This is a genomic window from Terrisporobacter glycolicus ATCC 14880 = DSM 1288 (assembly GCF_036812735.1).
Classification (GTDB): Bacteria; Bacillota; Clostridia; order Peptostreptococcales; family Peptostreptococcaceae; genus Terrisporobacter; species Terrisporobacter glycolicus.
This window is the reverse complement of the sequence record NZ_CP117523.1, coordinates 2,837,014-2,862,503: the sequence shown is the minus strand read 5'-3', so window position 1 is coordinate 2,862,503 and position 25,490 is coordinate 2,837,014. Positions and strand designations below refer to the sequence as shown.

Here is a 25,490-nt window from a genome sequence, read left to right as displayed (position 1 = left end):
ATATATTAGGATGAAATAAATTAGTACTTATAAAAGATAAGGAAGTGAAAATATGGCAAGAGATTATAGAAGAAGTGATTATGACGAGTACTTAAAAGACGATAATTTACATATAAACTGGTATCCAGGGCATATGAAAAAAACTAAGGAATTAGTTCAAAATAACTTAAAGATGGTAGACGTTGTAATAGAGTTATTAGATGCTAGAATACCTTACTCAAGTAAAAACCCTCAAATAGATGAAATAGTTGGAGATAAGCCAAGAGTAGTTGTTTTAAACAAAAGTGACTTAGCAAATCCAGCTAACTTAAGCAAATGGGTTAACTACTATGATAAAAAAGGAATAAAAGCAATACCTGTAGCTACCATAAAAGGTAATGGAGTAAATAAAATAGTAGATGAGTGTAAAAATGTTACTAAAGAAATGATGGACAACCTTAAAGCTAAGGGAAGACAAGAAAGAGCTATCAGACTTATGATAGTTGGTGTTCCAAACGTAGGTAAATCAACTCTTATAAACAAACTTACAGGAAGGAAAAGTACTGTAACTGGAGATAAGCCAGGAGTTACTAAATGTAAGCAATGGGTAAGACTTAAAGGAAACTTAGAATTACTAGATACTCCAGGTATACTTTGGCCCAAGTTTGAAGATCAAGAAGTTGCCCTTAACTTAGCTTTCAGTAGAGCTATAAAAGACGAAGTACTTGATATAGACACTTTAGGACTTAAATTTATAGAAAAGCTTATGGAAATAGAACCAGAAAAATTAAAAGCAAGATACAAATTAGAAGAGTTAGGAGAAACTCCTCTTGAAACTATGGAAATGATAGGTAGAAAAAGAGGGTTTATACTAGGAAGACAAGAACTTGACTATACTAGAATAGCTCAAACTGTTCTAAATGAGTATAGAGAAGGTAAAATAGGACAAATATCTTTAGAAGAACCTATGGATTATATGGATAAATAAAAAGAAAGTCATTATGACTTTCTTTTTTACTTTGAAAAATAACATTATAAAAAATAAATCATAAATTATATATATAAATATCTATTGGGAGGTGATATTTTGATTGAACCCCAATACGGAGACGTAATATGTGTTAATCACGGTATATATAATCATTTTGGCATATTTGTAGATAAAAGCCATGTTATTCATTATAGTGGAAAAGAAAAAGATATGTTTTTTAGAGAGATGGTTATAGATGAAACAGATATGGAAAATTTTCTGGGAGGATCTGACAAATATTATGTATATAAGTTTTCAGAAGATAAACCTTCTAATGTTAATAGGATAAGGGCAGAAGGACTAGGTAGGGATTTAATAGATGATGTGCAAGCTTTATACCTTATTTATCAAATTAAAAACAAGATTAAATTTAAATTATATACACCAGAAGAAACTGTGAAGAGGGCAAGAAGTAGGGTAGGAGAGAGAAAGTTTTTGCTTCATGCTAATAACTGTGAACATTTTGCTATTTGGTGTAAAACAGGAGTTAGACAATCATACCAAGTTAATGCAGTGATAAAAGCAGTATTTGTGAAATATTTAATATATGAGGATTATTAAAATTACGTAGGCAAAGGGTACCTACGTTTTTTTATTTATAAAATCACATAAAAATAATGTTAAAAAATAAAAATATTTTAAAAAAATTTAACAAAAAATTAACAATCAATAAAAAATAGTGCTAAAATTATAATAAAATATAACAAATTATATATTTAAATTATAAAGCAGGTGATATATCAAAAAACATATTGATTTATGAGGAAAATAATAAGAGCTAGTACGAACTAATAGGTTTCAAAAAAAAGCATTACGCTATTGATAAGGGGAGAGTTAATATGAAACAGGAAGTTAGTAGGAAGGCCACATTATTAGAGGCGATGATACCGATAATATGTTTAGGATTGTTTTTAGGAATAGGAATATTTATGTATGGATCGTCACCACATGTACCACTGGTAGGAGCAGCAGCCATAGCAGGAGCTATAGGTGTATATAGATTAGGCTTTAAATGGTCTGAACTAGAAAGCAGTATGTTTGATAGTATTAAAATGGCAATGCAGGCAATTTTAATAATAATGATAATAGGTATACTGATAGGAACTTGGATAATAAGTGGAGTAGTACCAAGTATGATTTATTGGGGATTGAAAGTTATATCACCAAATATTTTCTTAGTGGCATCAGTAATAGTGTGTGCCATAGTATCTCTGGCAACAGGATCATCTTGGAGTACAATGGGAACAGTTGGTGTTGCACTTTTAGGAATAGGTCAAAGTTTGGGAATACCAACAGGCTTAGTAGCAGGTTCTATAATATCAGGAGCATACTTTGGAGACAAATTATCACCTTTATCTGAAACAACTAATTTGGCACCAGCAATGGCAGGTACTGATTTATTTACTCATATAAAATATATGTTATATTCAACTATACCATCATTAATAATAGTTTTAATTATATTTGGTATAGTGGGAATAAAATATTCTGGACAAGAATTAGATATAAGTCAAATACAATTAATTAGTAATACATTAGAATCTTCATATAATACACTATCACCACTTTTATTAATTGCACCAATAGCAGTAATTGTGCTAGTAATGCTAAAAGTACCAGCAATTCCTGGACTTATAGGAGGAGCATTAATAGGAGTTGTTATAGCAGTATTTTTCCAAGGACAAGATATGGGAGCCATATTAGAGGCAGCAACAAATGGATATGTATCAGCCACGGGTGTGGAGTCAGTGGACATGTTATTATCTAAAGGTGGCCTTATGAACATGATGTCAACAGTATCATTAACAATATGTGCCCTAGGTTTAGGTGGTATACTAGAAAAAACAGGTATGCTTGAAGCCATAGCATCTTCCATATTAAAGGCTGCAAAAGGAGTATTTGGAACCGTATTATGTACTATGTTAACTTGTACATTTACTAACATAATAGCTGGAGAACAATACTTATCAATTGTTATACCTGGAAGAATGTATAGTGAAGAATTCAAAAAACGAGGTATACATCCAAAGATGTTATCAAGAGCACTAGAAGATAGTGGAACATTAAGTTCTCCATTAATACCATGGAATACTTGCGGAGCATATATTGCAGGAACATTAGGTGTATCAGCCTTTGTATATGCGCCATATGCCTTATTGAATCTAATAAATCCATTAGTTTCATTGGCAATGATAGCATTTAATTATAAAGTAGCAAGAATTGATGATAATAAAGAAGAAGATTTAAAAATATGTGAAAAAGCTAATTAGTTATTAAATTAAATAAATATATTAAGCCAACAGATAAATAGTTCTGTTGGCTTTTTTGTGAAGGTAAATCCTTGGTCATATGAAGGCAGTGAATTATATGATAAAATATAAAAGGTAAGTACATAATAAAACTGAATAAATATTAAGGAGATTACCATGAATAACAAAAGTGTAAAAGAGATAAAAGAAATAGTAGATAATTTAAAAGTTGAACAATACTTAGAATATATAAATATTTTAAAAAATGATGAAAGAAAATCAGTGCAAAAGTTAGCTGTATCTTTGGCAAAAAAATTAGATGCTATAAGAAAAGAAGATGAAAGATTAGAACTTATAAATACATACGAAAATGATGGATACTCAAAAGGGTATTTATACATAGGTGGAATAGACGAAGTTGGTAGAGGACCACTAGCAGGACCAGTAGTTGCAGCTGTAGTTGTATTACCACCAAACACAAAAATAGAAGGAGTAGACGACTCTAAAAAAGTGAAAGAAAGCAAAAGAGAAGAGTTATACGAAATAATAAAAGAACATGCCCTAGATTATGGAATAGGAATTGTAGACAATGAAGAAATAGACGACTACAATATTTTAAATGCCACATACATGGCAATGAAAAAAGCAATAAATTCAATGAAAAAACAACCAGACTATTTATTAGTGGATGCTGTAACTATACCAGGTGTGGATATGAAACAAAACCCAATAATAAAAGGTGATTCAAAATCCATATCTATAGGAGCTGCCAGCATATTAGCAAAGGTTACAAGAGATAGAATGATGTGTGACTACGATGAAATATACCCAGAGTATGGATTTAAATCAAACAAAGGATATGGCACAAAGGAACACTACGAAGCCATAGAAAAACATGGTATAACACCAATACATAGAAAAAGTTTCCTTAAAAATGTTTTATAGACTATAATTATAAATGGAAGAATTATTAAGATAAATTATTGTTAGAGGGGGATCATAATAATGAATTATAAAGACATGCTAAAAGAAGCAAGAGAAAACTTAAATGGAAGTTGTAGAGTTTGTAAAGCTTGTAATGGGGTAGTTTGTGCAGGAGAAGTACCAGGAATGGGTGGAAAAGATACTGGATCTGCATTTGTAGAAAACTTCAAAAGTTTGCAAGATGTTAAAATAAATATGAGAGTTATACATAACGTATCAAATCCAGATACATCAGTAGAATTATTTGGGAAGAAAATGAAAGCACCAATATTTGCAGCTCCTATAACAGGAACTACATTAAACATGGGTGGAAAAATAAGTGAAAGAGAATATATAACTCCAGTTGTAGAAGGATGTATAGAAAGTGGAATCTTCCCAATGGTTGGAGATACTGCTGTAGATTCTTTCTTAATGGATAACTTAGATGTATTAAAAGAAAACAATGGACAAGGTATAGTATTTATAAAACCTTGGGAAAACCACGATATAATAAAGAAAATAAAGCTGGCTGAAGAAGCTGGAGCTTTTGCTGTTGGTGTGGACGTGGATGCATGTGGGTTAGTTACTTTATCTATGCATGGAAAAACAGTTGTACCAAAGGATGTGGAAGCTTTAAAAGAGTTAAAAGCTGCTACTAAGTTACCATTTATAGTGAAGGGGATCATGACTGTAGAAGATGCTATGCTTGCTGTGGAATCTGGTGTGGATGCTATAGTTGTTTCTAATCATGGTGGTAGAGTTTTAGATTGTACTCCAGGTGCTGCTGATGTGTTACCGGCTATTGCTGAGGCTGTTGATGGAAAGTTGACTGTGCTTGTTGATGGTGGTGTTAGAAGTGGTGTTGATGTTCTTAAGCTGATTGGTCTTGGGGCTGATGGCGTTCTTATTGGAAGACCTTTTGTTACTGCTAGTTTTGGTGGTGGTAGAGAAGGTGTTGAGATGTATGTTAAGAAGATTGTTGGTGAGTTTGAGGCTACTATGAGGTTGACTGGATGTCAGACTGTTAAGGATATTGATGGGAAGACTGTTTATAGATAGTAAGTAGGTGGATAGGGGTTCGATACGGCTCGTCTCCACCACTCAAATTATTAGGAATTATGTAAATATAAAAGAGTACGTATGAAAATAAGTATAACTATTTTCATACGTACTCTTTTATATATTGTAAGAAATTTTATTCTTTAATAGAATAATCTGCAGTCCATTCTAATTTTTTGAATTTTTTGTCTGTAGAGAATGTTAACTTAACCTTTTTACCATTAGCCCAAGTACCATCAACCGTCGATGGAATAGACTCGATTATAACATCATCTGAATCTATTAGTTTTACATCTAAATAGAAGTACTCCAAATCTACACCGGTAGTATTTTCTACTACAGCCTCATAATCTTTCCAGCCATATTCATCTTTAACTTTTTTAAACTTTATGTTTTTTAGCATTTTATCTATTTTTTCTTTTGTATCATTTTTTTCTTTGACTACTTGAGCATTTGTTTTCAGCTCTTCTATTGCATCATCACTAATAACTAAACCAAATTTATCTATTAAAGTAGTTAAAATTGTACTTCTTTGGTTATATCCTTCAGTCCAAAGTTTATCAAATTTAGTGTAATCGCTTGAGTAATATTTAAGTGATTCCTCCTGAGTATTTAATGCAGTAATATAATCTTTTGAAAGTTTAGCTAATTCTGGACTGTCAAACTTAGCATCGTTATACTTTTCTATAATTCCTTTTTCTTTTTTTACAGCGTCCTTAAGATATTCATTTTCACTTGATGTGATTTTGCCAGATTCAACATCATCTAGATAATTTGATCTAGCTTCAAAAGATTTCTTAATATCTTTTATAAATGCATTATCTTGTGATTTTGGTTCATCAGAACTAGAACAAGCTACCATTGATAAGCAAATTATAAAAGCGCTTAGTATTGCTAATAATTTCTTCATAAAAATTTTTCCCTCCACACTAAAACGTAATCTAATAGAAATATAACATAAAATTTAGCAGAAATTTGTCAAAAAATGTAATTAAAATATGATAAAAAATATATATTATAAAAATGTATGTTTAAAAAACAGACATACAATCATAAGAGTTATTTTATTAAGCATTTTTAGTTTGTTTCAATGAACTGTTCCGATACTAAAAAAACTCTATACGCGCGTACGCATACATAAGTACTTATTTTTTATATTTAATAAATAACAGGGTCTTTATATTAGAACAATCAGAACAATAAGTCCCAACTATAGTATTTAAAATATGTGTAGCTGTTCCAATGTATGTTACAAACATATTGGAACAAAATTTATAGTATTTTTAGTTTATTTTTTAGTTCTTATGTGTTCTATTATATTGAGTATAGATAATATGAGAACAAGTTATTCAATTTGTTTTAGTAGGATTTTAAGCAGTAAAGATTCAATTCATGTTAACAATTACAAACTAGAAGTGGCAATAAAAAGTATTAGCTTTTATCAGTAAATTCTGTTACACTTTAATAACACGAATTTAAAAATAAAGGTATCTTTATTTTAAAGGATATAATGTATAATATAAAAGATAAACACTTTTTATGTTTAGATATTAGCTGGCATGGAAAGTGTTTATTTTTATTTTGTAAACAATTTAGATCAATATAAAAGGAGAAATAAATGCAATTTACAGACTTAGACATAATTAGGCCAATACAAAAGGCACTAAAAGAAGAAGGATATATAAAACCAACACCAATACAATCAAAATCAATAACACCATTATTAGAAGGTAGAGATTTGTTAGGGTGCGCGCAGACTGGTACGGGTAAAACAGCAGCTTTTGCAATTCCCATAATACAACAAATATATAATGATAAAAAATCACTAAAAAACAAAAGAACTATAAAAGCAGTAATACTAGCACCTACAAGAGAACTAGCAATACAAATAGAAGAGAACTTTGTGGCTTATGCAAGACATACAAATATAAAGAGTTTGGTTATATTTGGAGGAGTATCTCAAAACCCTCAAGTTAAAGCATTAAAAGAAGGTGTAGATATACTAATAGCTACTCCAGGTAGAATGCTTGATTTATACAATCAAAAATTCTTAAAATTGAATGATGTTAAGCACTTTGTTTTAGATGAAGCTGATAGTATGTTAGATATGGGTATGATACATGATGTAAAAAGAATAATTAGTCACTTGCCAAAGGTTAGGCAAAACATATTCTTCTCTGCTACTATGCCAAAAGAAATATCAAAATTAGCAGATTTAATATTCAAAAATCCAGTTAAGGTGGAAGTTGCACCCGTATCATCAACAACTGAGATGGTTGAACAAAATATTTATTTTGTAAGTAAAAAACAAAAGACCAAGTTACTAATAGAGCTATTAAAAAATAATCCAAAAGAATCTGTACTTGTATTTTCCAGAACAAAACATGGAGCAAATAAAATAACAAAAGATTTAATATCATCATCAATAAGTGCGGCTGCCATACATGGTAATAAATCTCAAAATGCAAGACAACTAGCATTAAATGAGTTTAAAGAAGGTAAAATTAGAGTATTGGTAGCAACTGATATAGCAGCAAGAGGAATTGACATTGATGAACTACCATTTGTAATAAATTATGATTTACCAGAAGTTGCAGAGACTTATGTTCATAGAATTGGAAGAACAGGAAGAGCGGGAAGAAGCGGTAGAGCAACAGCATTTTGCTCAATGGAAGAAAGAGATCTTTATAAGTCTATAGAAAAACTTATAAATAAAAAGATTGAAGTTGTAGAAAATCATAGCTTTGTTTCTAGTGCAGAGGATGTAACTGTAGTAGCTAAAAGAAATAATAGGGGCAGTAGAAAGACTAATAGAAGTAACAATAAAAATAATAGAAGTAAAGATAAATTTAAAAATAAAAATTAAAATGTGAAAAATGGAAAATCTAATGGTAGACAAGGACATATCTGTAAAAAAGTGTATAAAATTTTTATTGGTTATTCATACAAGGGGTACACATTTTTGTTACTACCTTGAAAATTGTCGAAATACGAGATTTTCAACGCTCAAATATATAAAAGCATATATAAGAGAACTGTTAAGCTTATAGTTTAGCAGTTCTTTTTATGTTATTATATATTTGGTTTTAAGGATATGAATATAGAGCTAGGCAGGCGGGCAATTTAAGATAAAATACAACAAATTAATTAGGAGAGTATAGAAAAATAAAAATTAAAATAGTATAATGAAATAACGTTATAAACTTATCAGGTTAGAGGTGGTAAAAATTAAGCAGAAATTAAAAAAATCAATAAAATATATTTTTATACTATTTATATTTGTGATTATAATGAAAGAATTTATTAACGTAGTGCGTTCTTTTGATAAAAATTTATTTAACTTATATGCAAATGAACTAACACCAATAGAAATAATTATAATATTATTTATGGGGATAATTGCATACGCACCTTTAAGTCTTTATGACTTAGTTCTTAAAAACAGGGTAGGCATAAATTTGGATAACAAAAAGATATACAAATACTCATGGATAGCAAGTTCAATTTCAAATATTGCAGGTATGGGCGGAAGTACGGCAATATATTTTAAAAATAATTTCTATGGAGAACATGTAAAGGATAAAAAATTACTTGTAAAAGAAACATCAAAATTTGTAGCACTTAATTTAACTGGTTTTTCTATAGTTAGTTTGATATACGCTATAACAAGTTTTAATAACTTAAAACTAAATGACTGGATAGGTATAATGACAATAGTTATAAGTCTTTATTTTCCTTTGGTTTTAGCGTACTTGATCTATAAATACACTAAAGGTAGTGCAGAGGATAAATCATGTATAAAAGATTATTTTAAAATTATACTTATGTCTGCCATAGCATGGTTGGCTATAATAGTATTGATATATTCCATAATCTTGATGTTAAAGGTTAATATTTCATTTAGTAAATTTTTCCCAGTATTTATGCTATCTATAATTATTGCAATGGTTAGTATGTCTCCAGGTGGTTTGGGATCATTCGATTTGACTATGATAGTAGGTCTTCAACATTTAAATGTACCAGTAGAAAAAACATTATTAGCAATATTTTTATACAGATTCTCTTATTATATAGTACCTCTTATAATAGGATTGATACTTTACGCTAGAGAATTTTATAAAAATATGGATGAAGAAATAAAAGATATTTTTTTCACTATTTTATCTAAATTAGCTCATATAAGTATTGTTTTAATAGTTTTATTTACTGGAAGTATACTATTATTATCAGAAGCTGTACCACATATTAGAAGTAATATAGATGTGGTTAAGAATATATCATATTTATCAGTTATATATATACCCAATAAATTTACTATAATAATAGGATTTTTATTAATAGTATTATCAAGACTATTAATATATAAATCCAAATATGTATACAAAGCAACACTTTTTATAATAGGAGCACTGTGTGTTTTAATTTTTATTAAAGGTACAAATTGTAGCTATCTATTATATATGTTAGGTGTTTTATGCTTGATGCTTATATGCAAAAAACAATTCTACAGAGAAAGTTTTGTTATGGGCTGGAGAATGGTATTTCAAGATATGATAACACTAATAATTTTCTTATTATTATATGTGTACACTTTTTATTCAAGCTTGAAAGGTGAAATTACTAAAATAGCTTTTACTGATTATGAACTAAGATTCTCAGATTCATCATATTCAATAATGTATCTTTGTATAATTGGATTTGTAATATCCACATTATTTTTAGTGTTTATATACTACATAAATAGTAAAAACAAGTTTCCAAAACGAACTTTAAATGATTGTAAGGACGATGTAGACAAAATTTTAGATACTTTTGGAGGTACATCAATAAGTCACTTTATATATTTAAATGATAAATATGTTTATATAAATAAAGAAAAAGATGTACTAATGCAGTATCAAACTTATGCTAATAAAATATATATACTAGGGAACCCAGTAGGTAATAAAGAAAATATATTTGATACTATACAAGAATTCTACGAATTATCTAATAACTACGGATATGTATGTGTTTTCTGTGCTATAGACAAACAGATTTTACCATACCTTCATGAGACTGGTTATCAGTTTTTTAAACTTGGAGAAGAAGCTACAGTTAATCTAAAAGAATTTACCTTAGAAGGAAGAAAGATGAAGAGCGTAAGAAATGCAATATCTAGGGTAACTAAAGAAGGTTATACTTTCCAAATGGTTTATCCACCATTTGATGATAATTTCTTTGAAGATTTAAAAAATATATCAGATGAGTGGCTTGATGGAAGAAAAGAAAAAGGATTTTCTATAGGATTTTTCAATAGAGAATATCTTAATAGAGAGCCCATATGTGTAGTTAGAGATAAAGAAAATAACATAAAAGGATTTGCTAACATAATGCCAATGTATGATAATAACAAAACTTTATCTATAGACCTTATGAGATTTTCTAGAGAGTCATGTAATGGAATAATGGATTTTATATTTGTAAATCTTTTTCAATATGGAAAAGAACATGGATACTCTAGATTCAATATGGGGATGGTACCATTATCAAATGTTGGTAGGTCAAAATATGCATTCTTAAGTGAAAAAATAGCGGCTAAGGTTTATTCACATGGTCATAGATTTTATTCCTTCAAAGGGCTTAAAAAATATAAAGAAAAATATTGTGAGTCTTGGGATGGAAGATATTTGGCTTATAAGAAAAAAACTTCTTTGGTTTCAACAATGATACAAGTAATACTTCTGGTTTCAAAACCTTATGATAAACTAATGTAAATATGAAAGTATAAATTATTTGTAAAAATAACCTAATGATATAATTCTTATATCATTAGGTTATAATTTTTATGAATTATCTTCACCTTTAAGATTTTTACACATATACATAACTTTTCTGTATCCCATAAAATCTGTCAGTCCTTTAAAATCGATTACTTTAAGAGTTTTATAACCAAGTTTTTTATATAAATTTATTGCACTTTCATTGGTATCAACAACATCTAATAGTATTTTATTAAAATTATTCTCAATAGACAAATTAGTAACTTTTTCTATAAGTAAGGATGCTATACCTTTACCTCTGTGATTAGCATTAACGACTATTAAGTCAATGTACATTTCATCGTCTTTCAATGAATTTGATTTATTTTCAAATTTATTTAATAAGCCTCTCCAAGTAGCGCCTATTAATCCATAATGCGATTTAAGGGTACTTATATTAAATTCTCTAAATTTATTTTTTCTAAACTGGATACCTATAAAACCTACTACATTTCCATTTTCTATAGCATATATACCATTATTGTAATTTATACAGCCTTGAAGTACAGTAGATCCTTTTTCTATATTTTTTTCAAATATCCAATAGTTAGATAGCTTTTTATAGAAACCTTGATACACAAGTTCACAAACTTGTATTTTTTGAGAATGTGTAAGTTCTTTTGTTATAATTATTTTATTCATATATCTTTGTACCATCCTATCTTTATATATAATTATACTATATAAATGATTATTGGAAAATCGACAAGCATAATATACATTAAAATTTCTTTATTTATTATGTGATCTAATATATTCAGTAGAATCAATATGGTAGCAGGTCTTTTTATGTTATTATAAAATTGGAATAAAAGTACAAAAACGTTTATTAATATATTTAAATTGGGGGTAGGTGAATTATGAAGCTAAAATCATTTATAGAATTTTCAACTTATGGATTAAAAACAATATTTTTGAAAAATACTAATCCAATACTTGCAACTATAATACTTACAGATTATTGCAATCTTACTTGTAAGCATTGTGCAGTAAACAACATAAACAAAATAATTCATCCTTATGAAGACATAAAAGAGGAAATGATTAAGCTTTATAATGAAGGTGTTAGAATTTTATTCTTTTGTGGTGGAGAAACACTTCTTTGGAATGACAGTGGGAAAAATGCTAAGGACTTAATTGCAGAAGCTAAAGAAATAGGCTTTGAATTAGTTAATATAGTTACCAACGGAACTATAGATTTAGATATTAAAGAGGCAGATATTATATTTTTAAGTATTGATGGAACTAAAGAAAATCACAATTTTATAAGGGGAAACACATTTGATACAATATTAGAAAATGTGGAAAAAGCCAATGACAGCAATATTTGTGTATATATGGCCATTAATAATAGAAATTATAAAGATGTAGGAGAACTTTGTGAATTAGTTAAAAATACTAAAAATCTAAAGAGTATTTCCTTTAATTTTCACACACCTTATGAGGGTACAGAGGATCTAAGTTTGAGCAGAGAACAAAAAATTGAAGTAGTAAATACTATAAAACAACTTATGAAGGAAGGTTATCCCATATTTAATTTATATTCTGCTCTAGATTATTATTTAGATAACAATTGGAACAGACCTTGCAAACAATGTTTGGTAGTAGAAAATAAAAAGAGATTTGTATGTGGAAGATGTGTGGAAATAGACGGATTATGCAATGAATGTGGATATCTATTTGCCGTAGAATTTGCCTTGTTGTTTGGTGGAAATCCTAAGATAATCTATGAAACTTTAAAAACATATTTGAAATTTGTATAGGGGAGATAATATGCTGACGAATATTTTAAGACCAGTGTTAAACAGAAGTTTTAAGCCATTTGAGTTTATAAAGTGCAATGATAATAATGATTTAAATTATGTTGATTTAAATAATAAAGATAATTTAGGATTATATATACATATACCATTTTGTAAAAGTATATGTTCTTTTTGTCCTTACAATAAAGAATTATATGATGAAAAAAAGGCTTTTGAATATAAGGAAGTTTTATTAAAAGAGATAAAGCTAGCTAATTTAAGATATAAAAAACAGGACTTAACATCTTTGTATTTTGGAGGTGGAACGCCAGCTTTGCTTATAGACTATCTTGAAGAAATTATAAATGTTGTAAAAGAAAACTTTAATTTGAAGGGAAGCTTAGCCATAGAATTACATCCAAGTAATATTAATTTAAATCTATTGAATAAGTTAAAGACCTTAGGATTTAACATGCTAAGTGTTGGGATTCAGTCTTTTAATAAAAACTGTTTAGAAAGCTTAGGCAGAATAGAAAATAATGAAGCTGAAAAAATAAAGTTAATCAAAGAAGTTGGATTTGAAACAATAGACGTAGATTTAATATTTGGAATACCAGGCCAAAGTATAGAGGAGCTAAAGGAAGACGTAGTACTGGCTTTTGAACTTGGAGCAACTCAAATTTCTACTTATCCATTTATTGATTTTTCTTATGCTAATAACAAAAGAAAACCTCTATCTTCCAACGAAAAGAAAAAAATGCTTTTTGAACTGGTGAATTTATCAAAAGAAATAGGATTAGATAGAACTTCTGTATGGACTTTTGCTAAGCCAAATACAGAAAAATATTCATCCATAACGAGAGAAAACTTTATAGGATTAGGACCGGGAGCGGCATCACTCTTTGATGACAAGTTTAGGTTGAATACTTTCTCAGTGGATGAGTACATAAATGCAATAAATAATAATGAATTTGCCTGTGCATTAGTATTAAACTTTACTAAGTTTTCAAGAAAATCTTATTGGTTATTTTGGAATGTTTACAATATGAACTTGAACAAAGCGGATTATAAAAAGATGTTTAGTAGTGATTTAAGTAAAGATTATAGACTTGAACTGAGTATAGCAAAAGTAATGGGATTATTAAAAGAAGACGAGGTAGGATATAAAGTTACTACAAAAGGCTCTTATTATTTCCACGCAGTAGAGCAAATTTATACACTGCAATATATTGATAAAACATGGAGTATTGCACGAAATAATCCATGGCCAAACAAGATTGAATTATATTAAATGATTGTTAATGTACTAATAAATAAAAATTTTAATAGTGCATTGGTAACCTAAAAGTATCTAATTGAATTAAAACAACAAATTTAGTAAAGTAAAATTATAATATATTAAAAAAGAGGTAAATAACAATGAAACCCGCTGAGAATTTATCAATAGAATTTTGCGTATTAGCAAAAACAAAAAAATATGAATGGTTACTTGATGGTAAACAAGATCTGTTAGAATTAAATAAATTATACAATAAACTAAAAGATATTAATTTGGATGAATTAAAAAATGATGATGAGAAAAAAGCCTTTTGGATAAATATTTATAATGGGTTAATGTGCTATTTTATTATAGAAATGAAAATAACAGAAAGTTTAAGTAAAGAATCAATTTTTAAAAGTAAAAAAGCCAACATAGGTGGATCTGAATGGTCCCTGGATAATATTGAACATGGTATTTTGAGAAAGAATAAAAGACCTGTAAACTCTTTTAAAGCTCCATTTGGAAAATATGATAAACGAAAAGCTTATATGGTAAATGAAAAAGATTCACGTATTCATTTTGCACTAAATTGCGGTGCGAAATCTTGTCCTGCTATTAGAGCCTATACAAGTAAAAATATTAATGAAGAATTAAAAAAATCAGAGGAAACATTTTTACAGTTTGAAACAAATATAGACCATAAAAGTAAGGTAATAAATGCATCGAAAATATTTAAATGGTATAAAAGCGATTTTGCAAATCAGTACATATATGCTGAAAAATTTAAGACTTATAAAATAAAATATAAAGAATATAACTGGAATTTGATATAAGCATAAATTTGCATACGCCTTCTTATTAAATTTTATTAAAATTTATCTTAAGAACTTGCTCTGTGTATAATTGTATATAGATATAAAATATTTAAAAATAGTAAAGACTAATATATAATTAAAACTAGAAGTTAGTAAGGGAGTAATTTGGAGGATGTAAATGTTAAAAATCGCAGTATGTGAAGACGAAAAAGAACAAAGGGAACTAATAAAGAACTACTTAATTCAAATCTTAGATGAAAAAGACTTATCATATGAAATACTTACATTTAGCTCAGGTGAAGACCTTTTTAATAATTATCCTCAAGATGTAGATATATTCTTATTAGATATTCTAATGGACAAACTAAATGGTATGGATACAGCAAGAAAAATTAGAAAAATAGATAATAGAAATGCTGAGATAATATTTACTACATCGCTAGTAGATTATATTCAAGAAGGATATGAAGTAAGAGCTTATAGATATTTATTAAAGCCACTAAAATATGAAGATCTAAAAAAACATATCATAAGCTGCATAAATGAAATTAACAAAAATAATAAATATATAATTATAGATGAAAAAAATGATACCTTAAAGATAAAAGTTAGTGACATAACTTATATAGAAATACAAAAAAGAGATATGACTATACACACAAAAGACGAAAATCATCAGGTTAAGAGTGTTTTGGATAAGATAGAAAAAGAAATTAACAACAGTAATTTTTATAGGTGTCATAAAAGCTTTTTAGTAAATATGGAGTATGTAGACCTTATAAAGCAATATGTTGCTATTATGGAGAATAAAGAGGAAGTGCCTGTTAGTAGGCATAGATTTAAGGATTTTAAAAGTAAGTTCCTTCATTCAATGAGAGAAAAATTATGTTAAATATTGAGTTTTATGAAGTAGAAAGAATAGTAGATAATATAATATTTATAATTTCATTTTTTATTATGATGAAAAAAATAGGGTATAGTTATAACGTAAAAAATAAATTTCTTAATCTAATAAATATTTTACTAGCAATTTTATTAATAATAAACCAGTCAAAAATTTATTTATTAGAAATAGATTTTTCAATTTCATTTATTTTATTATTTTTTATTTGTAAAATTTCATACTCATTTGATTTAAAAAAAACTTTCATTTATTCATTAATGTATAACCTAATATATAAAGGAATAGCTATTACATTTGAGTATCTTATATTGTTTACTTATATTTTTATAAAATATAAATTAGGTATAGTTAAATACTCATATTATGGAAATTTGGAAATGATAATAGTTAATACATCCATGCTTTTAATTGCACTTTCTTTTGGTAAATTAAAAAAATTATCTCTTAACAAGAAGTATTATTTATATATAATAATTACTATTATAATGAATAGCTTAATAATTTTATTTTTAAACAAAGCATCTTCAAGTTTAGTTGGTCTTTATGATGTAATAAGTGATAATAAAATAAAAATTAATCAATCATTAGAAATTATACCCTTTGTTCATTTTGCAGAACTGGCTCTGCCTTACATAATCGTTGCCAGTAATATAGTTTTTATATTTATTCTAATAAAGTTATTGAAATCTACTGAGGAAAAAGCGAAGTTAGAATTACTTAATAAAAAGCATGATATGGAATATAATTATTATTTAAATATAAAAGAATCACAAGAAAAAGTAAAAAGACTTTATCATGATATAAATAATCATATGACAAATATAAAGCTTATTCAAAACCAAAGCTCTAATGTTGATGAGTATATAAATAGTATTAATAATGAAATCAAGGATTTTGAAAATATATATAATACAGGAAATGTTATATTAGATGTTATACTAAGTGAAAAAAGCAAGCTATGTAATATGAAAAACATAGACTTCTTATGTAATATAGATTTTTCAAAATGTGATTTTTTACACATGATGGACGTATCAAGTATATTTTCAAATTTGCTAGATAATGCAATAGAAGCATGTGACAAGATGGAAAATAGTAAAAATAAAAAATATATAAGCATAAGAGGCACAATTGTAAAGTCTTACTATATTATAAAATGTGAAAATAGTAAGGCAAATAAAGTAATAATTAAAAATAATAAAATAATAAGTAGCAAGAAAGATAAATATTTTCATGGTATTGGAATTGAAAGTATTAAATCATCACTTAAAAAGTATGATGGAGAATTGGAAATTGAAAATGAAGAAAATAAATTTATAAGTATAATTTATATACCATTGAAACAATAAATTTTTCTTTATAAAAATTAAAACATGACAGTTGGCACAATAAAAATACCAGTTGTGTCATAGATATTGAGCAGAAAATCAAAGGGTGTTATCTTTTTATATGTAAAAGGTAACACTCTTTAACTATATAAATAACAACTGGGAGGAAAAGATGAAAGTTAGTTTTAAATTGGCAGTGTCATATTTAAAAAGCCAAAAAGGCAAAAGCTTAGCTCTTATAACAAGTATTTCTTTAGCAGTAATGCTAATTTTTACATTAAATGTTATACCAGAGACTAAGAGTGAGATAAATATTAAAGAAGCTTATAAAAATTTCAGTGATTATCATGCTGAATACAATAATTTAAGTGATAGTGTGTCAAATCAATTAGAAAAAGACAAAGAAGTAAAAGAAATCCATGATGTAATTAATTTAGGTAGTATTGTAGATAAAAATGGAGTATCCATTCAGCTAGATTCTTACAATGAAGATTTTATTAAAAATTACGGATATAAATTGATAAATGGTACTTATCCTAAAAATGAAAATGAAATAGTTTTAGAAGAAAAAGCGTTAAAAGAAATGAACTTAGACAATAAATTAAATGAAGAAATTGACTTTACTGTTGTAAAACATTATGTGGACAATAAAAATGAAAAACAAATTTATAGTAAGAAAAAGAAATTTAAACTAGTTGGAATAGTTCAAAAGCCTGAAGGTTACTATAAAGGTTATAATGAAGGAAATGAATATTACAATGTTAGAGGATTTACTTATTTTTCAAATAATCAAAATATTATTCCAAAAGAACTTGTAACTCATAGTGGTATTTTGAAATTTAGTACAAAAACTCCTAGTATGTCTAAGGCTGATGAAATTATAGGTAAATATAAACTAAATGATGGAGATTTAATTATAAATACACAGCTTAGCAATGCACTAGATGATTATGAAATGTCAAAAAGCACAACCTTTAGCAGAAACAATAAGCTAATACCAATGCTATCAGCAGCTTTAGTTATATTCAGCATATTTAATATAATATTAATTGATATGACAAAGCAAATTGGTATATTAAGAGCCATAGGAATGAAAAAGAAAAATGTTAGACTCATGATACTTATTCAAAGTTTAATAGTTCTTATTTTAGGTTTAGTCCTAGGATTTGCTTTGGGATATGTAATTTCTTTAATAGGAATAAGTAGTATTTATGGAAGTCAGCAAAATATTTATATAAGTAAAGAAAGTATAATGGAACCATTAGAATTAGCATCTTTTGCAGTTTTAATTTCCTGTGTTTTCTCAACATACAAAGGCTCAAAAATAAGTCCTATGGAGGCTATTAGAGATATAAATAACAACACAAAAAAAGGAAAAGATAAGTTTTATCATAAATTAATTAGAAAAATATTTGGACTAACTGGTGAAATGGCATTTAAAAATGTGTGGAGAAATAAAAGTAGAACTATATTATCCATACTTTCCATAAGTCTAGCAGGATCACTATTTATAAGTAAGATGGCAATTTTTAATAATGATGAAGAAAATTCTGGAAGTACTAGTATGTCTGTTATGGCCATGGGAGATACTGATGTGATTCTAAGACATAATTTTTATAATACAGAAGAAGCTTATTGTAATTATGACAGTAACCTTATTAATAAGATATCTAAGATTGATAATATAAAAGAAGTTTATCCTAGTATGAATTTAACAGCATACTTAAAAAGTAGTATAAATAATATTTCTGATGATGTTAAACCTTTTATATCTTCTAAAGATAATCAAAATAACCTAGAGATTATTACTGGAGTAAAAGGATATAACAAAAACTTTATAAGAAGTTTAGATAAATATATAGAAGAAGGTAGCAATATTTATGAGAAAAATAAAGAAGACTATCCAAGGGCTCTAGTTTCAAACTATTTTTACTCGCCTATGCAAAGCTCAAATAATGCAAAGGTTTTAAAGAAAGTTAAAGTGGGGGACTTAATTGATATAAAAGTACCTTCAAAAAATAAGGGGAAATTGGAATATAAAAATATAAAAGTTAAAGTCAGTGGCTTATTAAATAAAGATTATGTTGTAACTCAAGATGGAGGATTAGGTTATTTAGCTCAATTAATTTTAAATGAGGATGATTTGAAAAATATAACTAATATAAAGGACTACAACAAAATATCTATAAAGTTAGAAGATGGAAAAGATGAGGAAGTAAATAAAGCTTTAGATGAATTAACAAAGGGTTCTTCTTTTAAAGAAATAGAAAGTAAATATAAATACGAAAGTAGATTTAAAGAGGAATCAGAAGAAAATAAAAAGGAAGTGTTAGTATCTGTAATTCTTACACTTATAATATCTTCCATAAATATAATATGTATAATTAAAACTAATATTATGCTGAGAATAAAAGAATTGGCAACACTTAGGGCTATGGGTATGAGCATGAAAAATATTAAAAAAATGATAGTAAAAGAAAGTATGATATATGCCTTATTTAGTATAGTAGTATCATCTGTAGTAGCTACCATAAGTTATTCTAAATTTATTTATATGGTAAATAGTATAAGAGCTGAAGGCCTAGGTCTAGAAAATAGCATGTCATATAATATACCAATAAATGAAATACTTCAATTTGGAATAGCTACAATAGTAATGTGCTTATTGGCAACTTATTTATCAAGAAACAAAATAATTAAGCTAAGTATAGTAGAAGGGCTGAGAATAAATGACTAAGGAGATGATGATATGAGTATATTAGATGTAATAAATTTAAGTAAAACATATGGAAAAGGCGAGAATAAAGTACAGGCTTTAAATAATATTAATTTGTCTTTTGAAAAAGGAAAGTTTACCACAATAATAGGTCCAAGTGGAAGTGGAAAAAGTACATTGCTTCATTGTATGGCCGGGTTAGATAGCATTACAAGTGGAAAAGTACTTCTTAATGACCAAGATATATCCAAGTTGTCAGAAGATAAATTATCAAAATTAAGAATAGAAAAGTTTGGATTTATCTTTCAAAGTTTTAACTTAATACCAGTAGTTAATATTTATGAAAACATAGTACTTCCTATAAATATAGATAATAAAAAAATAGATAAGAAATATGTAGATAGCCTTATTAGTATTTTGGGACTAAAAGATAAGATAAATAAATTTCCAAATGAATTAAGTGGAGGTCAACAACAAAGAGTTGCTATCGCTAGGGCTCTTGCAAATAAACCAGAAATTATATTTGCAGATGAGCCTACAGGAAATTTAGATACAAAAACTACTAATGAAGTTATGGATTTGTTAAAGAAATGTGTAAATGAATTTGGACAAACTTTGATTATGATAACTCATAATAATGACATAGCTAAAATGGCAGACAAGGTTATAACTATAAAAGATGGTAATGTTGCATAGTATATAATAAAAAGGTAATTGAAAAATATAAAAATATTGCATATATATTTGCGCAAATAAGGGAGTTTGTTAATCTATTGTAGATAAATAAGCTCTCTTATTTTAATTTTGTATATAAACTATAAATACTTAATATTATTAGGTAGTTTATCGCTTTATGAAGAATTTCAGGGGAAAAATATAATAAAAATAACAAGGGATGTAAAGTAAAATAAAGAATTTATTAGTAGATCAAAAGATAAATTCACATGTGATAATCAAAAATAATACTTTTGTATAATAGGAAATTATCTATAAATAGTATTACTATATGATAGGATTAAAAATATTAATTATGGGGAGTTAATATTTTCAATAAGAATCAAAGGAAAATGTACAAGGTAATCTATGGGGGGAGAGAAAATGTACAAAGTTAGTGTGATAGTGCCAATATATAATGCAGAAGAAAATTTAAATAGGTGTTTAGATAGTATTAAAAATCAAACATATACAAATATGGAAATAATCTTAGTTGATAATGGAAGCACAGATAATTCGAAGCAAATTGCTATGGGTTATGCTCGATTTGATAAAAGAATTAGATTACTTAATATGGAAAATCATAATCTTTGTGAGGGCATAAATTATGCAACAGAAAATGTAACAGGCCAATATATATTATATGTTGATAGCAAGAATAGCTGGTTAGACAAAAATATGATAAGCCTTATGGTAGAAAAACAAGAAAAATACAACTCAGATGCAATACAAGTAGATTCATATGATGTATATTTTGATAAGTTATTATATGACGATAAATATAGTGAAGAAGATGGTGAAGGATTAATATTAGATAATAAATGTTTAATGGAAGAATTAAAAATAAATGAAAGAGTAAAAAATGTTATCTGGGGCAAATTGTATAAAACAGATTTAATTAAAAATATTATATTAGAAAATAAAGCAAAAACTAATGAACTACAATGGATATACGAAGTAATGAATATTATTGAAAGGTATATAATACTTCATAAACCAGCTGTTTATAAAATTAAATAAAGTAATTTGTAAATAGAACTAATATTTTATATTGCAGTATAAAAATATTTCAACTATCATTATTAATAGATACACAACTGACGGAAACAGGTGTTACCTGAGTAGGATTACCTACAGGGAGTGTATTAATAAAGATTAGTCGACCGTCTGGGCAGCATTATATAAATGCGTCCAGGCGTTTTTTTATGCAATAAAACTTACTATGGATGCAAGTAGAATATAGGGAGGTATTACTATGAAAGAAATATCACTAAAATATGGATGCAATCCAAATCAAAAACCATCAAGAGTATTTATAGAAGAAAATAAGGATTTACCTGTTACTGTATTAAACGGAAACCCAGGGTATATAAACTTTCTTGACGCTCTTAATGGATGGCAGCTAGTAAAAGAATTAAAAAAAGTTACAGGTCTTCCTGCTGCTACTTCTTTTAAACATGTGTCACCAGCTGGTGCAGCAGTTGGACTACCACTAGATGACATACTTGATAAAATATACTGGGTAGATGATTTGGGAGAATTATCACCCCTTGCTAGCGCTTATGCTAGAGCACGAGGAGCTGATAGAATGTCATCTTATGGTGATTTTATTGCATTGTCAGATGAGTGTGATATTCAAACTGCTAGGATTATCCAAAGAGAAGTTTCAGATGGAGTTATAGCACCAGCTTATTCCAAAGAAGCTTTAGAAATACTTAAAAGCAAAAAGAAGGGTAAATATAATATTATACAAATAGACCAATCTTATGTTCCAAATCCTATTGAGAAAAAGCAAGTATATGGAATTATTTTTGAACAAGGTAGTAATGAACTTATCATTAATGATGAGCTTTTATCAAATGTTGTGACTAAAAATAATAAAATTCCAGAGTTAGCACTTATGGATATGAAGATAGCTCTTATTACACTTAAATACACACAGTCTAATTCAGTTTGTTATGTGAAAAATGGTCAAACCATAGGTGTTGGGGCCGGTCAGCAATCAAGAGTACATTGCACAAGACTGGCAGGGCAGAAAGCTGATAACTGGTATCTTCGTCAATCACCACAAGTTTTTGATTTGGAGTTTATTGACACACTTAGTCGTGCAGAAAGGGACAACGCAATAGACGTATATATTGGAGATGAATATGAGGATGTTCTTGCTGAAGGAAAATGGCAAAATATATTTAAAACAAAGCCAAAAGCATTTACTAGAGAAGAAAAAATATTATGGGTTTCAAAAAATGAAAAAGTAACATTAGGCTCAGATGCATTTTTCCCTTTCTCAGACAATATTGAAAGAGCATACAAAAGTGGAGTTGAATATATAGCACAACCAGGAGGTTCCCTAAGGGATGATCTTGTTATAAAATGTTGTGATAAATACAATATGATAATGGCATTTACAGGCATTAGATTATTCCATCATTAAATATATATCCTTAGAAATAGTCGATTTTGACAGCTTCTAAGGATTTTTAATTATATTGTATAAATATGTAGGAATTTTAATAGATACTTTTAGTTTTAATATAATATTAAAGGTGCTAATATGTACTTGAGGGGATGATATTTGAAAGGAAATACTAACTATGAAAAAAGAATTAACATATTTTAATATAGAAGATCATTATGGTGGAAGTCAAAATTGGTTTATAGATCCCATGATGAAATTAGGAGGTTGTGCGGCCGTTACAGCCTGTGACTTATGTGTTTATTTAAACATACTTAAAAATAGTGAGCACTTATACCCATTTGATGTAAGTGCCTTAACAAAAGCAGATTATATAAAATTCTCACATATTATGAAACCTTATCTTCGTCCAAGAATGACAGGAATCAATACTTTACAATTATATATAGATGGGTTTGGAAAATATCTAGAAGATGTTAATGACAAAGAAATAAAGATGACAGCGTTTTCTGGAGATAACTCATTGGTTGACGGAGAAAAAGTAATTATAAATCAGATAAATAAAGACATACCAATACCCTTTCTTTTATTAAAGCATAAAAATTCACAGTTAAAAGAACTTGTTTGGCATTGGTTTTTAATTGTTGGATATGAAAAAACTGACAATGAATTATCAATAAAAATAGCTACCTATGGTGGCTATAACTGGATTTCAATTAAAGAATTATGGAATACAGGATATGAAGAGAAGGGGGGAATGATAATTATAGAAATGTATCCTAGTTAAAATTTTGCGAAAATAAAGAAAAATTAAAAAATAATGATATGGTTGAGACATTTTATATAATTTTAAATTATATTAATAACTAGATGGGAATTTATGGAGGCCTTATGATTGCTAAAGTTATACTAATATTTGTTTTACAGCTAATATATGTACCTGTTTTATCTCTTAGAACGGTGCTTGTTGTAAAAGGTGAAGACAAAAAAGCTCCTTTCGCAGCATTTGTAGAAGGAATAATTTATATTGTAAGTTTAGGAATTGTATTTTCTGATTTAACTAACATATATAATATTGTTGCTTATGTTTTTGGTTATGCTATAGGGGTATACTTAGGAGGAAAATTAGAAAAGAAACTTGCTATAGGATATAGAGTAGTGCAAATTAATTTAACGAAGGAAAATGATGATTTAATAAATATATTAAGAGGTCATAAATTCGGAGTTACAAAACTTGAAGGAAAAGGACGAAATAATGAAACAAGATATAGATTAGAGGTTATGACTCATAGAGTAAGAGAGAAAGAAGTTATAAAAATAACTGAACAATTAGAGCCAGAAGCCTTTATAATATCCTTTGAATTGGCACATTTTAAAGGTGGATATTTAAACAAACATTCTACGCAGTGATTTTTAATTATAATTAGGTATTATAAAATAGTATATTTAAAATTAAAACTTATTTGTTTTTATTAAAAGGTGGTATCAAAAAAGGTACCACCTTCAAAATTTTATTTTCCACTTAACCAAATATTAAAATCAACATTTAAGAAATCATCTATTTCTCTTGATAAATTTTTAGATAAATTAGAAACTCTTCCTTTAGAAACTACTTGAGGATTTATATATCTTTTTTTAGCAGGGATATTAACCCAGTATCCGTATTCAGGTTTTTCTTTGCTAGTAAATATTTGAGAAAGCTTTGTGAAATCCTTCCACAGAGACTTTAATTCTTCATCTTTTTTTAACTTAGAAATAACCTGATTTTCTACAGTATATAAATCCTTCATACTTATAACTCTTTTGCTTACTGCCAATTTTAATAAATCAGCTAAGTATTGCATGGCAAATCTATCTACATTAGAACTATATACTTTAGAATTTTCAATGGATACAGATGTGAACTCTATAGCTTTATCTAAAGTACTAAATGAAATTTCACTTTCTTCAAATTCATTTATACTTACTACTAAATCTTCATACATATCTCTTATTTCTTCCATGGATTTAAAACCATAGTAAAAAGCATTACCTAAAGTGTACTCTAGTCTATCTGCAGAAAGAAGAGGAGAATCGTTATCTGCGATAGGATACATATGATAGTCATAAACGTCTTTAGTGCTTAAATTATATTTTTTTAATATTTCTTGTATGTCCATAGAATTTGCTATAATTTCTTCCGTTTTTTCTTCTGTAGATTCTTGAGTTTCATGATCTCCATTTAAAAAGTCAATTACATGAGCAAATACGGGAGAACTAATATCGTGTAAAAGACCTGCTATAGATCGTTTTATATCCTTTGTAAAGTGCCAAATTATAAGAGCAACACCTATACTATGCTCATATCTAGTATAATCCTTTCCTTTGGAAAATATGGGAAAACTAGTATATTCGCATCCACAGTTCATACCAACATTGCTAAGTCTTTTAAACTCAGGCGTATTTATTAACTCCTTTATGAAAACAGGAAAATCATTACTATATATATCAATTAAATTCAAATCAGTACCTCC

Annotated in this window: 21 protein-coding genes and 1 riboswitch; of the genes, 18 read left to right on the top strand and 3 right to left on the bottom strand. The window is 27.5% G+C overall.

Features of this window, described 5'->3' with window-relative positions; translation table 11 throughout:
* The first annotated feature begins 52 nt into the window (after positions 1 to 52).
* The 5 genes from ylqF to TEGL_RS14135 all read left to right on the top strand — a co-directional run bounded on the left by ylqF (position 53) and on the right by TEGL_RS14135 (position 5,280).
* A complete protein-coding gene (gene ylqF / locus TEGL_RS14155; protein ID WP_018589717.1) occupies positions 53 to 967 on the top strand; it encodes a ribosome biogenesis GTPase YlqF in 915 nt (304 codons plus the stop codon).
* 99 nt (positions 968 to 1,066) lie between these two features.
* Positions 1,067 to 1,570 carry a lecithin retinol acyltransferase family protein gene (locus tag TEGL_RS14150; RefSeq protein WP_018589716.1) on the top strand — a complete coding sequence of 168 codons (504 nt, stop codon included), beginning with the start codon at positions 1,067 to 1,069 and terminating at the stop codon, positions 1,568 to 1,570.
* Positions 1,571 to 1,848: 278 nt separating this feature from the next.
* Positions 1,849 to 3,279 carry a Na+/H+ antiporter NhaC gene (gene nhaC / locus TEGL_RS14145; protein WP_018589715.1) on the top strand — a complete coding sequence of 477 codons (1,431 nt, stop codon included), beginning with the start codon at positions 1,849 to 1,851 and terminating at the stop codon, positions 3,277 to 3,279.
* Positions 3,280 to 3,435: 156 nt separating this feature from the next.
* On the top strand, positions 3,436 to 4,203 hold the full coding sequence (locus TEGL_RS14140; protein WP_018589714.1) for a ribonuclease HII: 768 nt from the start codon (positions 3,436 to 3,438) through the stop codon (positions 4,201 to 4,203).
* A 60-nt stretch (positions 4,204 to 4,263) separates the two neighbouring features.
* The gene (locus TEGL_RS14135; protein WP_018589713.1) at positions 4,264 to 5,280 is read left to right on the top strand and encodes an alpha-hydroxy-acid oxidizing protein; all 1,017 of its coding nucleotides are present in this window, start codon (positions 4,264 to 4,266) and stop codon (positions 5,278 to 5,280) included.
* Between the two features lie 136 nt (positions 5,281 to 5,416).
* On the opposite strand, the gene TEGL_RS14130 is transcribed toward TEGL_RS14135, so the two are convergent.
* Positions 5,417 to 6,190: a hypothetical protein gene (locus tag TEGL_RS14130; protein WP_018589712.1), complete on the bottom strand. Its 774-nt coding sequence runs from the start codon at positions 6,188 to 6,190 to the stop codon at positions 5,417 to 5,419.
* A gap of 708 nt (positions 6,191 to 6,898) precedes the next feature.
* On the opposite strand from TEGL_RS14130, the gene TEGL_RS14125 reads away from it, so the two are divergent.
* Together TEGL_RS14125 and mprF are read left to right on the top strand one after the other, a co-directional pair.
* A complete protein-coding gene (locus tag TEGL_RS14125) occupies positions 6,899 to 8,146 on the top strand; it encodes a DEAD/DEAH box helicase (protein WP_018589711.1) in 1,248 nt (415 codons plus the stop codon).
* Positions 8,147 to 8,498: 352 nt separating this feature from the next.
* Entirely contained in the window at positions 8,499 to 11,036 is a 2,538-nt protein-coding gene (mprF, locus tag TEGL_RS14120) for a bifunctional lysylphosphatidylglycerol flippase/synthetase MprF (RefSeq protein WP_278244865.1), read from the top strand.
* A gap of 69 nt (positions 11,037 to 11,105) precedes the next feature.
* Here mprF and TEGL_RS14115 read toward each other — a convergent pair whose 3' ends face one another.
* The gene (locus TEGL_RS14115) at positions 11,106 to 11,723 is read right to left on the bottom strand and encodes a GNAT family N-acetyltransferase (RefSeq protein ID WP_018589709.1); all 618 of its coding nucleotides are present in this window, start codon (positions 11,721 to 11,723) and stop codon (positions 11,106 to 11,108) included.
* Positions 11,724 to 11,941: 218 nt separating this feature from the next.
* Here TEGL_RS14115 and TEGL_RS14110 point away from each other — a divergent pair, with 218 nt between their 5' ends.
* From TEGL_RS14110 to TEGL_RS14060, 11 genes are all read left to right on the top strand, one after another.
* Positions 11,942 to 12,844, top strand: coding sequence for a radical SAM protein (locus TEGL_RS14110; protein WP_018589708.1), 903 nt, complete (start codon positions 11,942 to 11,944; stop codon positions 12,842 to 12,844).
* Positions 12,845 to 12,854: 10 nt separating this feature from the next.
* Positions 12,855 to 14,114: a coproporphyrinogen-III oxidase family protein gene (locus TEGL_RS14105; protein ID WP_018589707.1), complete on the top strand. Its 1,260-nt coding sequence runs from the start codon at positions 12,855 to 12,857 to the stop codon at positions 14,112 to 14,114.
* A 128-nt stretch (positions 14,115 to 14,242) separates the two neighbouring features.
* The gene (locus tag TEGL_RS14100) at positions 14,243 to 14,917 is read left to right on the top strand and encodes a DUF547 domain-containing protein (RefSeq protein WP_018589706.1); all 675 of its coding nucleotides are present in this window, start codon (positions 14,243 to 14,245) and stop codon (positions 14,915 to 14,917) included.
* Between the two features lie 160 nt (positions 14,918 to 15,077).
* Positions 15,078 to 15,791, top strand: coding sequence for a LytR/AlgR family response regulator transcription factor (locus tag TEGL_RS14095; RefSeq protein ID WP_018589705.1), 714 nt, complete (start codon positions 15,078 to 15,080; stop codon positions 15,789 to 15,791).
* On the top strand, positions 15,785 to 17,152 hold the full coding sequence (locus TEGL_RS14090) for a GHKL domain-containing protein (protein WP_018589704.1): 1,368 nt from the start codon (positions 15,785 to 15,787) through the stop codon (positions 17,150 to 17,152). Before TEGL_RS14095 ends, TEGL_RS14090 begins: the two co-directional genes overlap by 7 nt.
* A 151-nt stretch (positions 17,153 to 17,303) precedes the next feature.
* Positions 17,304 to 19,868, top strand: coding sequence for an ABC transporter permease (locus TEGL_RS14085; protein ID WP_018589703.1), 2,565 nt, complete (start codon positions 17,304 to 17,306; stop codon positions 19,866 to 19,868).
* Positions 19,869 to 19,880: 12 nt separating this feature from the next.
* The gene (locus TEGL_RS14080; RefSeq protein WP_018589702.1) at positions 19,881 to 20,543 is read left to right on the top strand and encodes an ABC transporter ATP-binding protein; all 663 of its coding nucleotides are present in this window, start codon (positions 19,881 to 19,883) and stop codon (positions 20,541 to 20,543) included.
* A 402-nt stretch (positions 20,544 to 20,945) separates the two neighbouring features.
* Positions 20,946 to 21,581 carry a glycosyltransferase family 2 protein gene (locus TEGL_RS14075; protein WP_018589701.1) on the top strand — a complete coding sequence of 212 codons (636 nt, stop codon included), beginning with the start codon at positions 20,946 to 20,948 and terminating at the stop codon, positions 21,579 to 21,581.
* 63 nt (positions 21,582 to 21,644) lie between these two features.
* Positions 21,645 to 21,741: riboswitch (ZMP/ZTP riboswitch) on the top strand.
* Between the two features lie 75 nt (positions 21,742 to 21,816).
* Positions 21,817 to 22,995 carry a phosphoribosylaminoimidazolecarboxamide formyltransferase gene (locus TEGL_RS14070; RefSeq protein WP_018589700.1) on the top strand — a complete coding sequence of 393 codons (1,179 nt, stop codon included), beginning with the start codon at positions 21,817 to 21,819 and terminating at the stop codon, positions 22,993 to 22,995.
* A 160-nt stretch (positions 22,996 to 23,155) separates the two neighbouring features.
* Entirely contained in the window at positions 23,156 to 23,764 is a 609-nt protein-coding gene (locus tag TEGL_RS14065; RefSeq protein WP_018589699.1) for a hypothetical protein, read from the top strand.
* Between the two features lie 104 nt (positions 23,765 to 23,868).
* Entirely contained in the window at positions 23,869 to 24,387 is a 519-nt protein-coding gene (locus TEGL_RS14060; RefSeq protein WP_018589698.1) for a DUF2179 domain-containing protein, read from the top strand.
* A 101-nt stretch (positions 24,388 to 24,488) separates the two neighbouring features.
* On the opposite strand, the gene TEGL_RS14055 is transcribed toward TEGL_RS14060, so the two are convergent.
* Positions 24,489 to 25,478 carry an HD domain-containing protein gene (locus TEGL_RS14055; RefSeq protein WP_018589697.1) on the bottom strand — a complete coding sequence of 330 codons (990 nt, stop codon included), beginning with the start codon at positions 25,476 to 25,478 and terminating at the stop codon, positions 24,489 to 24,491.
* Positions 25,479 to 25,490: the final 12 nt, after the last annotated feature.

Coding starts and splice junctions, on each gene's coding strand:
- ylqF (WP_018589717.1), top strand. CDS start 53: ATGGCAAGAGATTATAGAAGAAGTGATTATGACGAGTACTTAAAAGAC.
- nhaC (WP_018589715.1), top strand. CDS start 1,849: ATGAAACAGGAAGTTAGTAGGAAGGCCACATTATTAGAGGCGATGATA.
- TEGL_RS14140 (WP_018589714.1), top strand. CDS start 3,436: ATGAATAACAAAAGTGTAAAAGAGATAAAAGAAATAGTAGATAATTTA.
- TEGL_RS14135 (WP_018589713.1), top strand. CDS start 4,264: ATGAATTATAAAGACATGCTAAAAGAAGCAAGAGAAAACTTAAATGGA.
- TEGL_RS14130 (WP_018589712.1), bottom strand. CDS start 6,190: ATGAAGAAATTATTAGCAATACTAAGCGCTTTTATAATTTGCTTATCA.
- TEGL_RS14125 (WP_018589711.1), top strand. CDS start 6,899: ATGCAATTTACAGACTTAGACATAATTAGGCCAATACAAAAGGCACTA.
- TEGL_RS14115 (WP_018589709.1), bottom strand. CDS start 11,723: ATGAATAAAATAATTATAACAAAAGAACTTACACATTCTCAAAAAATA.
- TEGL_RS14110 (WP_018589708.1), top strand. CDS start 11,942: ATGAAGCTAAAATCATTTATAGAATTTTCAACTTATGGATTAAAAACA.
- TEGL_RS14105 (WP_018589707.1), top strand. CDS start 12,855: ATGCTGACGAATATTTTAAGACCAGTGTTAAACAGAAGTTTTAAGCCA.
- TEGL_RS14100 (WP_018589706.1), top strand. CDS start 14,243: ATGAAACCCGCTGAGAATTTATCAATAGAATTTTGCGTATTAGCAAAA.
- TEGL_RS14095 (WP_018589705.1), top strand. CDS start 15,078: ATGTTAAAAATCGCAGTATGTGAAGACGAAAAAGAACAAAGGGAACTA.
- TEGL_RS14090 (WP_018589704.1), top strand. CDS start 15,785: ATGTTAAATATTGAGTTTTATGAAGTAGAAAGAATAGTAGATAATATA.
- TEGL_RS14085 (WP_018589703.1), top strand. CDS start 17,304: ATGAAAGTTAGTTTTAAATTGGCAGTGTCATATTTAAAAAGCCAAAAA.
- TEGL_RS14080 (WP_018589702.1), top strand. CDS start 19,881: ATGAGTATATTAGATGTAATAAATTTAAGTAAAACATATGGAAAAGGC.
- TEGL_RS14075 (WP_018589701.1), top strand. CDS start 20,946: ATGTACAAAGTTAGTGTGATAGTGCCAATATATAATGCAGAAGAAAAT.
- TEGL_RS14070 (WP_018589700.1), top strand. CDS start 21,817: ATGAAAGAAATATCACTAAAATATGGATGCAATCCAAATCAAAAACCA.
- TEGL_RS14065 (WP_018589699.1), top strand. CDS start 23,156: ATGAAAAAAGAATTAACATATTTTAATATAGAAGATCATTATGGTGGA.
- TEGL_RS14060 (WP_018589698.1), top strand. CDS start 23,869: ATGATTGCTAAAGTTATACTAATATTTGTTTTACAGCTAATATATGTA.